At 54.7% G+C, this 15245-nt stretch carries 13 protein-coding genes; 5 read left to right on the top strand and 8 right to left on the bottom strand.

Annotated elements, in window-relative coordinates; genetic code table 11:
• The first annotated feature begins 635 nt into the window (after nucleotides 1–635).
• Nucleotides 636–1934 carry an MFS transporter gene (locus ROR01S_RS03995; protein WP_004866498.1) on the top strand — a complete coding sequence of 433 codons (1299 nt, stop codon included), beginning with the start codon at nucleotides 636–638 and terminating at the stop codon, nucleotides 1932–1934.
• Between the two features lie 2 nt (nucleotides 1935–1936).
• On the opposite strand, the gene ROR01S_RS03990 is transcribed toward ROR01S_RS03995, so the two are convergent.
• From ROR01S_RS03990 to trxC, 5 genes are all read right to left on the bottom strand, one after another.
• Entirely contained in the window at nucleotides 1937–2260 is a 324-nt protein-coding gene (locus ROR01S_RS03990) for a YfiM family lipoprotein (protein WP_004866495.1), read from the bottom strand.
• Between the two features lie 41 nt (nucleotides 2261–2301).
• The gene (gene pssA / locus ROR01S_RS03985) at nucleotides 2302–3657 is read right to left on the bottom strand and encodes a CDP-diacylglycerol--serine O-phosphatidyltransferase (protein ID WP_064359123.1); all 1356 of its coding nucleotides are present in this window, start codon (nucleotides 3655–3657) and stop codon (nucleotides 2302–2304) included.
• Nucleotides 3658–3771: 114 nt separating this feature from the next.
• Entirely contained in the window at nucleotides 3772–6429 is a 2658-nt protein-coding gene (locus ROR01S_RS03980) for a bifunctional acetate--CoA ligase family protein/GNAT family N-acetyltransferase (protein ID WP_015583688.1), read from the bottom strand.
• Nucleotides 6430–6464: 35 nt separating this feature from the next.
• The gene (gene tapT, locus ROR01S_RS03975; RefSeq protein ID WP_004866485.1) at nucleotides 6465–7163 is read right to left on the bottom strand and encodes a tRNA-uridine aminocarboxypropyltransferase; all 699 of its coding nucleotides are present in this window, start codon (nucleotides 7161–7163) and stop codon (nucleotides 6465–6467) included.
• 70 nt (nucleotides 7164–7233) lie between these two features.
• Complete coding sequence (trxC, locus tag ROR01S_RS03970) at nucleotides 7234–7659, bottom strand: thioredoxin TrxC (RefSeq protein WP_004866483.1); 426 nt, start codon at nucleotides 7657–7659, stop codon at nucleotides 7234–7236.
• Nucleotides 7660–7862: 203 nt separating this feature from the next.
• On the opposite strand from trxC, the gene ROR01S_RS03965 reads away from it, so the two are divergent.
• The gene (locus tag ROR01S_RS03965) at nucleotides 7863–8933 is read left to right on the top strand and encodes a tRNA/rRNA methyltransferase (RefSeq protein ID WP_004866478.1); all 1071 of its coding nucleotides are present in this window, start codon (nucleotides 7863–7865) and stop codon (nucleotides 8931–8933) included.
• A 66-nt stretch (nucleotides 8934–8999) separates the two neighbouring features.
• On the opposite strand, the gene ung is transcribed toward ROR01S_RS03965, so the two are convergent.
• On the bottom strand, nucleotides 9000–9689 hold the full coding sequence (gene ung, locus ROR01S_RS03960) for a uracil-DNA glycosylase (protein WP_004866475.1): 690 nt from the start codon (nucleotides 9687–9689) through the stop codon (nucleotides 9000–9002).
• 316 nt (nucleotides 9690–10005) lie between these two features.
• On the opposite strand from ung, the gene grcA reads away from it, so the two are divergent.
• On the top strand, nucleotides 10006–10389 hold the full coding sequence (gene grcA, locus ROR01S_RS03955) for an autonomous glycyl radical cofactor GrcA (protein WP_004866471.1): 384 nt from the start codon (nucleotides 10006–10008) through the stop codon (nucleotides 10387–10389).
• Between the two features lie 47 nt (nucleotides 10390–10436).
• Here grcA and srmB read toward each other — a convergent pair whose 3' ends face one another.
• Complete coding sequence (srmB, locus tag ROR01S_RS03950; protein ID WP_004866469.1) at nucleotides 10437–11762, bottom strand: ATP-dependent RNA helicase SrmB; 1326 nt, start codon at nucleotides 11760–11762, stop codon at nucleotides 10437–10439.
• A 131-nt stretch (nucleotides 11763–11893) separates the two neighbouring features.
• Between srmB and trmN the strand changes: the two genes are divergently transcribed.
• On the top strand, nucleotides 11894–12631 hold the full coding sequence (trmN, locus tag ROR01S_RS03945; protein WP_004866466.1) for a tRNA(1)(Val) (adenine(37)-N(6))-methyltransferase TrmN: 738 nt from the start codon (nucleotides 11894–11896) through the stop codon (nucleotides 12629–12631).
• Here trmN and nadB read toward each other — a convergent pair.
• Nucleotides 12616–14235, bottom strand: coding sequence for an L-aspartate oxidase (nadB, locus tag ROR01S_RS03940; protein WP_004866464.1), 1620 nt, complete (start codon nucleotides 14233–14235; stop codon nucleotides 12616–12618). The genes trmN and nadB overlap by 16 nt on opposite strands.
• Before the next feature lie 421 nt (nucleotides 14236–14656).
• On the opposite strand from nadB, the gene rpoE reads away from it, so the two are divergent.
• Complete coding sequence (gene rpoE / locus ROR01S_RS03935) at nucleotides 14657–15232, top strand: RNA polymerase sigma factor RpoE (protein WP_004866461.1); 576 nt, start codon at nucleotides 14657–14659, stop codon at nucleotides 15230–15232.
• Nucleotides 15233–15245 lie beyond the last annotated feature (13 nt).

The raw sequence follows: 15245 nt of genomic DNA, 5'->3' as shown, positions 1-15245 counted from the left end.
TAAAACAAAAGGCTCAGTCGAAAGACTGGGCCTTTTGTTTTATCTGTTGTTTGTCGGAGAGTGACTCTTTGAGCAGGACAAATCCGCCGGGAGCGGATTTGAACGTTGCAAAGCAACGGCCCGAAGGGTGGCGGGCAGGAAAGCCCGCCATAAACGGCCAGGCATCAAACACGCGAAGAAACCTCATGCGAAAGCATGGGGTTTTTTTGTTTTTCTGCTGTTTGCCGGGAAACGCTCACCGGGGCAGGACAAAATTGTCGGGAACAATGTTGCACAGCACGGCGTGCTGCCGGGCATACAACGGCCAGGCATCAAATCAGTCAGAAGCCCGTCCTCACGGACGGGCTTTTTGCGTTTTTGTCCCGATACAAAGCGTTCGGACTGCTAAGCAGCAATCTATCTGTTTGTTCAGACAACATAAAAGCCTGCCGTAGCCCCCTCATCACCATATTTCACTTTATCCCCGTTCAGGCTTTAGCGTTAATCCCGAAAACCACGCGACGAAAAAAAAATGTGAGTTTAATCACATATAAATAAATAACAATTATATAACATTTGGTTTACTAATTGATTTGTCTCAGTGACGTGGCACGCCCGATAAGACAGATTGCAGTCTTTGCTGGAGCAGGATGACAATGGCAGAAAGCAGTATTAATGAACGGGGAACGCTGGAGCAAAGCGATACCCGCCGCCGCATATGGGCGATTGTAGGCGCATCTTCGGGGAATCTGGTTGAATGGTTTGATTTTTATGTCTATTCATTCTGCTCTCTCTATTTTGCACATATCTTTTTCCCTTCCGGAAACACCACCACTCAGTTACTACAAACTGCCGGGGTTTTTGCCGCCGGGTTCCTGATGCGCCCGATTGGCGGCTGGCTGTTTGGTCGTATTGCCGATCGCCGCGGACGTAAAGCCTCTATGCTCATTTCCGTATGCATGATGTGCATGGGCTCGCTGGTGATTGCCTGTCTGCCCGGCTATGCAACGATTGGCACATGGGCGCCGGCATTATTACTTCTGGCGCGCCTGTTTCAGGGGATATCCGTCGGGGGGGAGTACGGTACCAGTGCAACCTATATGAGTGAGGTTGCCGTAGAAGGCAAGAAAGGCTTCTACGCATCATTCCAGTACGTGACGCTCATCGGTGGTCAGCTTCTGGCGGTGCTTGTGGTGGTGGCCCTACAGCAAATTCTTAGCGATGAGCAGCTGCACGCCTGGGGATGGCGGATACCGTTTGCGCTTGGGGCGGTACTTGCTGTAGTGGCCCTGTGGCTACGTCGCCAGCTGGATGAAACATCTAAGCAGGAGACGCGGGCATTAAAAGAGGCCGGCTCGTTCAAGGGGTTATGGCGCAATCGTAAAGCATTTCTGATGGTCCTGGGATTCACCGCCGCCGGGTCGTTAAGCTTTTATACCTTCACGACCTATATGCAGAAATACCTGGTCAATACGGCGGGCATGAGCGCCGGTACAGCCAGTGTGATTATGACCGCGGCACTGTTTGTCTATATGCTGGCCCAACCGTTATTTGGCGCGCTATCGGACAAAATAGGTCGCCGGACATCAATGCTCTGTTTTGGCTCATTAGCGACGCTCTTTACCGTGCCGATCCTGAGTGCGCTGCAGGGCGTAACCTCACCCTACGCCGCATTTGGATTGGTTATCTGCGCGTTGATGATCGTGAGTTTCTATACCTCGATCAGCGGTATTCTGAAGGCGGAGATGTTCCCGGCTCAGGTACGCGCCCTGGGCGTTGGCCTGTCGTATGCGGTGGCAAATGCTCTGTTTGGCGGCTCGGCTGAATATGTCGCCCTGTCGCTAAAATCGGTCGGCGTTGAGCATGTCTTTTACTGGTACGTTACCGTGATGAGCGCGATTGCGTTTCTGGTCTCTCTGATGCTGCATCGTAAGGGCAAGGGATTACGACTTTAGGTCTACTGGTGCGCCAGCTGCCACACGGCATAACCCGTCGTGGCGCCGGCCACATCCCACGCGAAATCCTTCCAGCTCCAGCCGCTTCCTGCCGGACGGCTGTCCCAGAGTTCTTTCGAAGCCCCCAGACTGACGGAAAACATCAGGCCAATGGCCGCGCTTCGATCGCGACTGTAGCCCTGATGCTGGGCATATTCGTTACCGGCCGCCGAGAGCATTGCCGAGGCCAGAAAATGCTGGGCCTTATCCTGACCGCTCCATGAATCATGTGCCATATGGCTACAGCCGGTGAGCAGCAACGGGGTCATAATGATAAAAGTGCGCATACACATTCCAGAAAAAAGCCCCGGCGATACGGGGCAGATATTCAGAGAATACGGCTGATCAAGCGGTCGATACGGATGCGCCTCAGGCGGCGAATCAGTTTGCGTACCTTGACCGGGTAATCCGCAATGCTTTGCAGATCGCGATAGTGTTTAACGACCGTCGTGTGCTGACGAATCAGATGCAGCTCTTTTTCACGCATCGTGCCGAGCTGATGCTGCGGATCGTGAATCAGAATCGCATTTTCCAGATCCAGGCGCCAGGCGCGCGGATTGAGGTTATTACCGGTGAGCAGCATCCACTCATCATCAACCCACATTCCCTTAAGGTGATAGCTGTTGTCGTCATCTTTCCACAGACGAACAATCAACTGGTCAGTATTAACATAATACTGCAGTCGGCTGAGGAAGCGGCGGAGGTTGATTTCATACAGATAGGGGAGTGCGCCGATAATCTTAAACGGCTGATCTTCAGGAATATAGAAGTCATTCGCTGTTTTATCGCCAACGATAATCTCTACCTGCTTCCCGCTACGCAGTAGCTGAATGATGTTACGCACCAGAAGAGCCGGAAGGTTGAAATAGGGCGTACAAATCGTCAGCTTACGCTCAGCGCAGGGCATCAGGTGGAAGATGGTTTTATTCAGCAGGCTCGATTTGCCCAGGCCGACCAGCGGCGTGACCGACAGCCGATCGTCATCCGCATTGCCAGAGAAATGATAGCCGCTGTCACGCAGTTCCTGGCGGTACTGGCGGATATCGTTTTTGATTTCCGGGCTTTTCGGGCGATCGGCGCTGTCGAGACGGTTTACGCCGCGGCCTTCAACCAGATTGTGTTCGACCCAATCGAACATCACATCGGCCATTTTGCCATTGCGAATACACTGATAGCGGTCGTAACGATACTTATCATGCTGATGCAGATAGACATCGTTCAGGCTTGCGCCGCTGTACAGGACGCAATCATCGATAATAAAACCTTTGAAGTGCAGCACGCCGAGGGCTTCCCGGGTATTGACCGGCACGCCATAAACCGGGACATCGACGCCGGGGTTTTCCTGCGCCATGCGGCAGTACCAGTCGGCATTCGTGTTCGCTGCCGCTGCGCCAATACGTCCACGCTGGGCGCGATGCCAGTCAACCAGAACGCGAACATCTAGCTCCGGACGCTGACGCTTGGCATCGTAAAGTGCCTGCAGAATTCCTTTGCCGCCATCATCCTGCTCCAGATAGAGCGCAACAATACAAATACGCTGGGTGGCGTGGGCTATCTTTGCCAGTAACGCTTGCCGAAAATCCGCAGGAGCGTAAAAGAACTCGATATCATCAACTGACTGAGAAAGCTTAGGGAGTTGGGCAAGGTGTTGTTGATGTTTATTACGCTTAAATTTTGACAACATCACAGTGCGTTTCTTCTCTGTTTATTGAAGGGTCTTCTGTACCATGCAGACGACGTAAGCGGGCAATAATAACATTACTGTTCGCGAATGTGGTCAACAATTGCGGTCGCCAGTTTATGATTGTTGTGGTGCCAGTTGCAGGGACAAACTCACAATCCCGTCCTCCAGCTGAATATCAACCGCGAACCCCAGCTTCCTGGCAAGGCCGATCATGCCTCTGTTATTGGGCATGGTGATGCCATTTAGTCGCTGCAGACCGTGGCTTTGGGTGTAGGCAATCAGCTTTTCCAGCAGCCGCCGGCCTAAACCTAACCCTTTCAGATCGGAACGAACCAGTACGGCAAATTCCGCATCAATGTTATCAGGATCGGAGATGGCTCGCGTTACGCCCAGGATCTCATTGCCCTCGGCGCTGGTGCGTACGGCAACAAACGCCATTTCTCGATCGTAGTCGATCTGCGTCATATTGGCTAAGTCATCGTGAGTAAATTCATTGATTTCGCTGAAATAACGATAGTACAGATCTTCTTTCGTTACCTGACCGATAAAGGCCAGAAGCAGCGGCTCATCTTCCGGCAGGATCGGGCGAAACAGACAGCGCTCGCCATTTTTCATCACCACCCACTCTTCCTGCTGCTGCGGATAAGGGCGGATGGCCAGCCGGCTTTCGCTGTCGCCGCTAAACGGCGCAAGGGCCAGCGTGACGTCAAGCGCGGTGAACTCGTTACCCGAAGCGAGCAGCGGGTGAATATCCAGCCGCTGGATCTCCGGACAATCGACGATGAGATTCGATACCTGGACCAGAAGTTGGCTCAGGCCAGACACATCCAGCGGGCGCAGCGCGCTGCGGCCACGGATCTTCTTACTTTTGATCGCCTGGATCACCAGGTATCGGGCCAGATTCATATTTAACGGCGGGAGGGCGACGGCGGCCTGATCTTCCGCACGCCATTCGACGCCACCTTCGCCCAGCATAATCAGCGGGCCGAACACCGGATCGTGCTCAACGACGACCCGCAGCTCCTGCGCGCCGGCGCGGTTGGCCATACTTTGTACCAGCAGACCGTGAATACGTGCCTGGGGCCAGGCCATTTTCACGCGGTCGAAAATAGCATCCGCCGCCTGCTGCACTTCCGTGGCGGTACGCAAATAGAGCATCACGCCCTGAACTTCCGATTTGTGCGGAATATCCGGCGAGCGCAGTTTCAGCGCCACCGGGTAGCCAATTTGTTCGGCGATGTGCACCGCTTCGGCGCTGTCGGCGGCAATCCATGTCGGTAAGGTGTGGATCCCGTAAGCGTGCAATACCGGGCTCACTTCATGGGTGTCTAACGAACGGGCGCCTTCGCGAATCGCTTGCTGCAACAACATATGGGCTTCTGCGCTATTGGCGGTCACCGTATCCGACAGAACCGGCGTCTCCCGGAGCTGTTTTTGGTTACGTCGGTACTCCACCATATGCATAAAAGCGGTAATGGTTCCTTCCGGCGTGCGGTAGGTTGGCAAGCCAGCATCGCTGAACAGGCGGCGGGCTTCCTGAGAAGAGTATTCACCACACCAGTTCGTTAGTACCGTGACATATTTACCGCGCGGATGTTGTTTCAGCGCGTCGATCAGGGCGAGGGCGCTTTCGGTTCCCGGGGCGGCGGCGCTGGGGGAATGAATCACCAACAGGGCGTCGTAATCCTGGCTATCCAGCAGAACGTTCAGCGCCTTGAGATAGTGTTCGCTGCTGGCATCGTCACGGAGATCCAGCGGGTTAGCGATGCCGATACCGCCCGGCAGCGCCTGGCGTAGTTTTTCACAGGTCTCTTCGCCGAGAGTGGCAAGCTTGCCGTTTCGTAGCCACAGTTCATCCAGCGCCAGCGCCGCAGGAGCGGCACCGTTGCTGATGATCATCAGTTTCTCACCGCGCAGCGGGCGCATATGGCTGAGGGTTTCAACCGCCGAGAAGAGCTCATGAGTATCCTGCACGCGCAGTAAGCCCGCTCGCTGAATCGCGGCGTCCCAGGCCGGATCCATACCCGAATTGACGTGGAGCAGCTTTTGCGCGGCTGGACTGCGGCCGCTTTTGATCACCAGGATCGGTTTATTACGCGATGCACTGCGCGCCGCGGACACGAAGCGTCGGGCGTCACTCAGGTGTTCAAGGTAGAGCAGAATGGCGCTGGTTTTACTGTCGCGGGCAAGGAAGTCGAGGAGGTCGTCGACATCGATATCCAGGCTATCCCCAAGCGCAATAAAGTAAGAGAAGCCCATTTCGCGCTGCTGCGCCCAGTCAAGAATGGTATTGGAAACCGCTGCGGACTGGGAGATAAACGCCAGCTTGCCGCGATGAATCGGTACCGGCGAAAAGCTGGCATTCAGCCCCTGCCAGGGCGCAAGCAGGCCCAGACTGTTGGGGCCAAGCAGACGCATTTGATAGCGTGCGGCGCATTCGAGCAGCACGGGATATTGTTCCGGCGGAGAGGAGAGAATAATGCAGGTCTTGCACCCCTTTTGCCCCAGCGCGTCCAGCAGCTCGGGGTTTCGCCGGGCGTTGGTACAAAGCACGGCCAGGTCCGGGGTGAATGGCAGGCTGTCGATGGTTGGCCAGGCCAGTACGCCCAGAACGGCCTTCCAGGCCGGGGTGACGGGCAGGACCGGGCCGTTGAATCCCCCGGCCAGCAGGTTACGCATCATCAGATAACCGGCGCGCTGTGGTTTCATTGATGCGCCAATAACGGCGATCGACTTCGGCCGCAGCAGTGCTTCCAGGCCTCGTTGGCTCATACCGGTCTCCTTTGATCCCCAGTGACCGAATGATTTTAAACGCTTTCTGCCATTTGTGCTGTGATGCTGCCCTTATGCTGCGTTTTTCCCGCCAGATAGCGGGTACGGAACAGACTAAAATGATCGCCAAGTGCGCGGGCGGCTTTCCGATCGTCGGCAAGATCCAGCAGCGCAATGGCCACTTCCGCGGTGCAATACTGCCCCTCGGCATGCGCTTCTCTCAGGTGATAGGCCGAAATACGTGACAGATCGACAGAGATGACCGGCAGCGCGTCAAGATACGGGCTTTTACGAAACATTTTGCGCGCTTCCGTCCAGGTTCCGTCAAGCATGATAAACAGCGGCGGTTTCCCCGCCGGCGGGGCGCTCAGCACCTGGCGTTCCGCCCCGGCGTAAGAGGCCGGGAAGACCACCATTGGCTGGTAATCCGGGTTGGCGACCAGATCGAGTAACGCCTGCGGCGGCTCGGTTCGTGACCATTGAAAGGCTTCCGTATCCGGCAGAATGTCGGCAATAAGACGCCCGGTATTGCTTGGCTTCATCGGCTCGGTATCGAACATCACCAGGCAGAAACGACTGGCGGCCGTTGTTGGCGCCAGGGTTGCGCACAGGCACTGCTTCAGCGGTAACAGACAGCGTTGGCAGCGATGGACCCGGTTACCGCGCGCGAGAAAAGGCCGGGTCGCGCGAGCGAGACGTTCGGCGCGAAGGCGAAGGACGGCGTTATCAATCATAAAGTGTCGCTAAGAAAAAACGCCATTGTCGCAGAGGTGAAAAAGGGGCACAAGCTGTGCCCCGGTAGGTTTACTGCGCGTTGGCTTCATTAAGCCAGCTGTCGAACGGCGCTTTTGGTACCGCGCCGTTAAGCATGTCGATGACTTCGCCCTTTTTAAAGATCATAATGGTCGGAATACTGCGGATGCGGAAACGCGCGCTCAGCTCGCGTTCAGCTTCGGTGTTCACTTTTACGAAGCGCATCTGGCCGCTGCGTTCTTCCGCGACGTCTTCAAAGATCGGCGCAAAATTACGGCAAGGACCGCACCATGGCGCCCAGAAATCGACAACAACGGGCAGATCGTCCTTCAGTAGTTTATCCAGCGTTGCCCCGGTCGCGTTGATGACGTCGCCGTCAAAAAGATCGTGGCCGCAGCGTCCGCATTTAGCGCCATCGGCACTACGATCGTCGGGGATGCGGTTCAGAGCCTGACAACTGGCACAAACGGTATTCATAACTAACCTCTGGTTATGGGTTGCAACGTGGCACGTGGCCGATTTGTTTCTTTAATGTTACATATTATCGATTAGCAGCGATTAAACAACAATGCGTTTTGTTCGATGAATACGATAGACCCTATCTTTTAAACGAAATCATGGCGCAGCGGTGACACATCGGGTAATCTTCGCGCTTCGCGCAGCGCAGGTGGAGAAAATTGATGAGCGACGAACTGAAAAATAAAAGCGGCAAGGTCAAAGTGATGTATGTCCGCAGTGATGATGATTCTGACAGACGCACCCATAACCCGCGTACCGGGAAAGGGGGAGGACGCCCAGGAAAATCTCGTGTTGACGGCCGTAGCCGCCCTGCCCGCGATGAACGTAACAGCCGCGGCGATGACCGCAAACGTGACGATCGTAAACGCGATGATTTCGATCGTGACAGCTCTTCTCCGTGGCGTACCGTCTCGCGAGCACCAAACGATGATGCGGCGGTGAAGCCGGATCACGGCGGGATCAGCGGTAAAAGCTTTATCGATCCGGAAGTATTACGTCGCCAGCGCGCGGAAGAGACCCGCGTTTACGGTGAGAATGCTTGTCAGGCGCTGTTCCAGAGCCGTCCGGAAGCGATTGTTCGCGCCTGGTTTGTGCAGAGCGTTACCCCGCGTTTCAAAGAGGCGCTGCGCTGGATGGCGGCGAACCGCAAAGCTTATCACGTGGTTGATGAAGCTGAACTGGCAAAAGCGTCCGGTACCGAGCATCACGGCGGCGTTTGCTTCCTGATTAAGAAACGTAACGGTACCTCCGTGGCTCAGTGGGTCGCCAAAGCCGATGCCGAAGATTGCGTTCTGGCGCTGGAAGATGTCGGTAACCCGCACAACCTCGGTGCGATCATGCGTAGCTGTGCGCATTTTGGTGTCAAGGGTGTGGTGGTGCAGGATGCCGGCATGCTGGAATCTGGCGCGGCAATCCGTACCGCAGAAGGTGGTGCAGAACACGTCGAACCGATCACCGGCGACAGCTTTATCGACACTCTGGAGCAGTTCCGCAAAGCGGGCTACGCTATTGTTTCGACCTCCAGCCATAACGGTACGCCGTTACATAAGGCTGAGCTGCCGAAGAAAATGGTGCTGGCATTAGGCCAGGAGCGCGATGGCCTGTCTGATGCGGCGATCTCCAGTGCCGATCTTAACGTTGCCATTGAAGGTACCGGCAATGTTGAAAGCCTGAACGTTTCCGTAGCGACCGGCGTATTGCTGGCCGAGTGGTGGCGTCAGAATAAGGTCTGATGGCCGAGTTCAGCTGAAAAAATGCCAGCGTTACGCTGGCATTTTTGTTTCTGCGAAAGGCGGAGGTCAGGCATCTCCGGCCGGTAATACCGGCATCCAGTCAATGGGAGACTCGCCGCGCTCGGCCAACCACTGGTTAGTCTGGACGAAGTGATTACTGCCAAAGAAGCCGCGATGGGCGGAAAGCGGCGAAGGATGCGGCGCTTTCAGCACGCAATGGCGTTGCCTGTCGATAATCGCCCCTTTTTTCTGCGCATGGGCGCCCCACAGTAAAAATACAACCCCTTCCCGATGTTCGTTGATCAATGAAATGACCTTATCGGTAAAGGTTTCCCAGCCAAGACTGGCATGCGAATGGGCCTGACCTGCCCGCACCGTCAGGACCGTATTAAGCAGCAGTACCCCTTGTCGTGCCCAGCTCTCCAGATAACCATGCGTCGGACGGCTGAATCCCGGAATCGTCCCTTCCAGTTCTTTATACATATTGAGCAGCGACGGCGGCGTCTGAATCCCCGGAAGCACGGAAAAGGCCAGGCCGTGAGCCTGTCCGGGCCCGTGATACGGATCTTGCCCAAGAATAACCACTTTGACATCGCCAAGTTCGGTATAACGAAAGGCATTGAAGACATCTTTTTGCGGCGGATAAATCGTCATACCCGACTGGCGCTCTTCGGCGACAGTTTTGAGGGTATTCACAAAATAGGGCTGCTGCTTCTCTTCCGCCAGCACGTCGTGCCAGGTCAACGGGGTGGTCATCTTGCTCTCCTGCAAAGTGTCATTGCTATAGCTTAACTGCTTCTTTCTGCATAACAAAATCCCCGGTGTCTGACTGACGGTTTGTATGCAAAAAAAATTGAAAATTTACAAAAATATTTTGCATTGGCTCTGGCGTAACTTGATGTAAAACAATAATATCCTCCTATACCCATTTTTATTGAGTGGTTTTTGTTGATTTAAGTCAATGAATGCCGGTTGTTTGGCTGATATACATACACTCAGACAACAATGGTTTTACCAATTGGCCGGGAACGGGCCAGGAAAACGAATAAATATTGCCTAAGGGAGGCATCAAATGATTACTGGTATCCAAATTACTAAAGCTGCAAACGACGACCTGCTGAACTCTTTCTGGCTGCTGGACAGCGAAAAAGGCGAAGCCCGCTGCCTGTGCGCTAAAGGGGGTTTTGCTGAAGATGACGTGGTTGCGGTTAATAAACTGGGTGAAATCGAATACCGCGAAATTCCGCTCGATGTGAAACCGGAAGTCCGTGTAGAAGGTGGCCAGCACCTGAACGTTAACGTGCTGCGTCGTGAAACGCTGCTGGATGCGGTTGAACATCCGGAAAAATACCCGCAGCTGACGATTCGTGTCTCTGGCTACGCGGTACGCTTTAACTCCCTGACACCAGAACAGCAGCGCGACGTTATCGCTCGTACCTTTACTGAAAGCCTGTAAGTCGACGCTTAAACCTAAAAACGCCGGGATATCCCGGCGTTTTTTTGTTACTGCTGATTTTCACCAGCGCTGCCGCTTGGTTTACGGCGCTTGCCAATATTTTTGGCATCGCGGTGACGTTTTTTCACTCGCGGTTTCTCTTTATCTTTCTCTTTTTTCTGCTCGGCGCGTTTAGCCAGTACCTTTTTGGACGGCTTACCGGTCAGCTTCTCACTCGGTGCGCGGGTCGTCGGGCGCAGTTCATCAATAACGCGCGCTTTGAGCGGCTCGTCGATATAGCGACCAATTTTACCCAACAGCAGATGGTCATGAGCTTCAACCAGAGAAATGGCGACGCCTTTTTTCCCCGCGCGGCCGGTGCGTCCGATTCGATGCAGATAGGTATCCGCCGTGCGCGGCATGTCGAAGTTGAAAACGTGGCTAACGTCCGGAATATCTATCCCGCGGGCAGCAACATCGGTGGCAATCAGCACATTCATACGACCGTCGGTCATACGTTTGATTGCTTCGTTACGCTTGGCCTGCACCATTTCGCCTTCCAGCCAGCAGGTATTGATCCCCGCTTCGCGCAGCCAGGAGGCCAGTTCATGAACGCGCTCGCGCTTACGCACAAAGACGATAGAGCGGGTCGCATCCGGCTGTTTCAGCAGGTTAACCAGTAACGCGGTTTTATGCTTAATGTCATCGGCGCGATAGTACCACTGATGAATTTTCTTACGTTCGCGCGTGGAAGGACTGGCGGAAACTTCAACGGGCTCTTCCAGCAGGCGCTCGGCAAAGTCTTTAATCGCATCGCCTTCGAGAGTCGCGGAAAACAGCATGGTCTGCTTACGCCAGCGGGTTTCACCGGCAATGTGCTCGATATCCTGCGCGAAGCCCATATCCAGCATACGGTCCGCCTCATCGAGGATCAGCGTTTCGACCGCCCGGCAGTCGAAGTTTTCTTCTTTAATGTATTGCAGCAGTCGGCCGGTGGTCGCGACCACAATATCCTGGTTCTCGCTGAATACTTCCGCGTGGTTCATGTATGCGACACCGCCGGTGATGGTGGCAATGTCCAGGTGCGTGTGTGCGGCCAGCTCACGGGCATGGTCGGCAACCTGCATTGCCAGCTCACGGGTCGGCGTCAGGATAAGAATACGCGGTGGTCCCGACTTCTTACGCGGGAAATCAAGCAGGTGCTGCAACGCTGGCAGCAGATACGCCGCTGTTTTACCGGTACCTGTCGGGGCTGAACCGAGAATATCACGGCCATCAAGCGCAGGCGGAATAGCGGCGGCCTGAATGGCTGTCGGGCGTGTGAAACCTTTTTCCTGGAGGGCTTCCAGAAGGTTTTCGTCGAGTTCAAGTTCGGAAAAAGTCGTTACAGTCATGATCTACCTCTGAGTGGACCGACGATTATAGACGTTACGGGCGTAATGTTCATCTGTTTGTAAGGCTATCTGTTCTCCGGTATTGTGCATAGCTTCAGTCTCAGGAGTTTTTGTTCGCAAGGTTATTCAGGATGTCTCAGTCGAAGTTTGCGCTGCCGCGCAATGGTTTTACGTTTAAACAGTTCTTTGTTGCTCACGACCGTTGTGCGATGAAAGTGGGCACCGACGGCATTCTGCTAGGCGCGTGGGCGCCGATCGCCCAGGTAAAACACGTGCTGGATATCGGGACCGGTAGCGGTTTACTGGCTTTAATGCTGGCTCAGCGAACCGACGATCGGGTCATGCTGGATGCGGTAGAACTCGATGAAGAGGCGACGGCGCAGGCGCGCGAAAACGTGGCGACCTCCCCGTGGGGGGCGCGTATCCAGGTGCATCAGGGGGATATTCAACAGTGGCAGCCCGCGCAAACCCGACGCTATGAACTGATTGTCAGCAACCCGCCTTTTTTCGCCGAAGGTGTGCCCTGTGCAACATCGCAGCGCGAACAGGCGCGATATACGACGACGCTCGATCACGTCACGCTCTTAACCTGCGCCGCAGAGTCGATTACCGAAGAGGGCTTTTTCTGCGTGGTGTTACCGGTGGATATTGGCAATGCGTTTGTTCAACGCGCCCAAACCATGGGCTGGCATCTGCGTTTGCGCACCGATGTCGCGGAGACGGAAATGCGCCCGCCGCACCGCGTACTGCTGGCTTTCTCGCCGACCGCGGGGGAGTGTTTCAGCGATCGGCTGATTGTCCGTGGGCCTGAACAGCAATACTCCGAAGGGTTTACTGCCCTGACCCAGGACTTTTACCTCTTTATGTGAGCCAGAGGCGACAGAATTGACGGGCCGCTATCCGCAAGTTGTTCCGGGTAATCCAGGGTATAGTGCAGCCCGCGACTCTCTTTACGTTGCATTGCGCAGCGAACGATCAGTTCGGCCACCTGCACCAGATTGCGTAACTCCAGCAAATTATTCGACACGCGGAAGCGGGCATAATATTCGTCGAGTTCCTGCTGTAACATGGTGATTCGTCGTAGCGCACGCTCCAGCCGACGGGTGGTGCGGACAATCCCCACGTAGTCCCACATCAACAGTCTCAGCTCGTGCCAGTTATGTTGAATCACCACCAGTTCATCGGGGATCTCAACCTGACTTTCATCCCAGGAAGGGAGGGCGTTAACCGCTTGAGCCAGCGGCATGCGCTGGAGAATATCCTCGGCCGCGGACCAGCCGTAAACCAGGCATTCGAGCAGCGAATTTGACGCCATGCGGTTAGCCCCGTGCAGTCCGGTGTAGCTCACTTCACCAATCGCATACAGCCCGTCAACATCGGTACGTCCGTTGTCATCAACCATCACGCCGCCGCAGGTATAGTGGGCGGCGGGGACAATCGGTACGGGCTCTTTGGTCAGATCGATACCCAGGCCGAGCAGCTTTTCGTAGATCATCGGGAAATGCTGACGAATAAAAGCTTCAGGCTTATGGCTGATGTCGAGATACATACAATCGACGCCGAGGCGTTTCATCTCATGGTCAATCGCGCGGGCGACGATATCGCGTGGGGCCAGCTCGCCGCGTTCGTCAAAATCGGGCATGAACCGGGTACCGTCCGGACGTTTCAGGTATGCGCCTTCGCCGCGTAATGCTTCGGTTAACAGGAAATTGCGCGCCTGCGGATGGTACAACGCGGTGGGGTGAAACTGGTTGAATTCGAGGTTGGCCACGCGACAGCCGGCGCGCCAGGCCATAGCAATACCATCGCCGGAGGAGACATCCGGGTTGGTGGTGTACTGATAGACTTTCGCCGCCCCGCCGGTGGCCAGCACCACGGATTTCGCGCTGCAGGTCTCGACCTTTTCTTTATTCCGGTTCCAGATCCAGGCGCCAACCACCCGACGTGTCCCCGGCAGGCCGATTTTATCGGAAATGATCAAATCGACGGCGTTACTTCGCTCCAGAATACGAATATTCGGATGCGCGAGCGCCTTGCCAACCAGCGTCGTTTCGACCGCTTTACCGGTGGCATCGGCAGCGTGGAGGATACGGCGATGGCTATGGCCACCTTCACGGGTCAGGTGATAGCTCTGTTCGCCGTTGGCCTGGGTCTGAGTATCAAACAGCACGCCCTGGTCGATAAGCCATTGCACGCAAGGCCTGGCGTTGCTGGCGACGAAAGAGACTGCATGGCGATCGCACAGGCCGGCTCCGGCGATGAGCGTATCTTCAACGTGAGATTCCACGCTGTCGGTTTCATCAAAAACGGCGGCAATGCCGCCTTGCGCGTAGAGCGTTGAACCTTCGCTGACAGGGCCTTTGCTCAGTACGGCGACGGAGCTGTGCTCCGCCAGACGTAGCGCAAGGGATAAACCGGCAGCGCCGCTGCCGATAATCAGCACATCACAGGAGAAGTCAGGAGTCGTATTCATTGTCTTTGTTTAATTTACTAAACACATTTTTGCCACAATAGCACCAGGTCGTGATGAATCGTACATTTTTTTTACTGAACGTTGTGGAAACTAAACATAAGCGGGCGGGGCGGGGCTGTGTAAACGAAAGAAAATATTTGCGAAGCAGATCGTTAGCTTCAGATTTTATAGTGAAATAAAAGCGATGTTACGTTACCCTTCTGGCGGACCTTACGCTTTTTCTTCATCATCTTACCTGGCGTTGAGTTGCGGGACATATAATGAGAGATAACAAATCGTCCGCCGTTGCCAGACAAAAATCAAAGGCGTAACGGAACTTTATTGTTTTCAGACACTCCAATCGTCTGCTTGCTCATATTGCAGTGATTGGGTAGTGCTTTGAAGACGCATGGGAATTGGGTTTGGGGAGACATTACCTCGGATGAGCGAGCAGTTAACGGATCAGGTCCTCGTCGAACGGGTCCAGAAAGGAGATCAGAAAGCGTTTAACTTGCTGGTGGTGCGCTATCAGCATAAGGTCGCGAGCCTGGTCTCCCGCTATGTGCCACCGGGCGATATCCCTGACGTTGTTCAGGAGTCGTTCGTAAAAGCATGGCGCGCGCTGGAGTCCTTCCGGGGGGATAGTGCTTTTTATACCTGGTTATATCGCATCGCCGTAAATACGGCGAAGAATTATCTGGTAGCTCAGGGACGCCGCCCACCGTCCAGCGATGTTGACGCCAATGAGGCAGAAAACTTCGAAAGTGGTGGGGCGCTGAAAGAAATTTCGAACCCTGAGAACTTAATGTTGTCAGAAGAACTGAGACAAATAGTTTTTCGTACCATTGAATCACTCCCGGAAGATTTACGCATGGCAATTACGTTGCGGGAGCTGGATGGCCTGAGCTATGAAGAGATAGCCGCTATCATGGATTGCCCGGTAGGAACGGTACGTTCGCGCATTTTCCGGGCACGAGAAGCTATTGATAATAAAGTTCAACCGCTTATCAGGCGTTGACGATAGCGGAATA

The sequence above is a fragment of the Klebsiella ornithinolytica NBRC 105727 = ATCC 31898 genome, assembly GCF_001598295.1.
Classification (GTDB): domain Bacteria; phylum Pseudomonadota; class Gammaproteobacteria; order Enterobacterales; family Enterobacteriaceae; genus Klebsiella; species Klebsiella ornithinolytica.
Note: the sequence above shows the minus strand (reverse complement) of the source record. Positions and strands in the feature narration are given on the sequence as shown.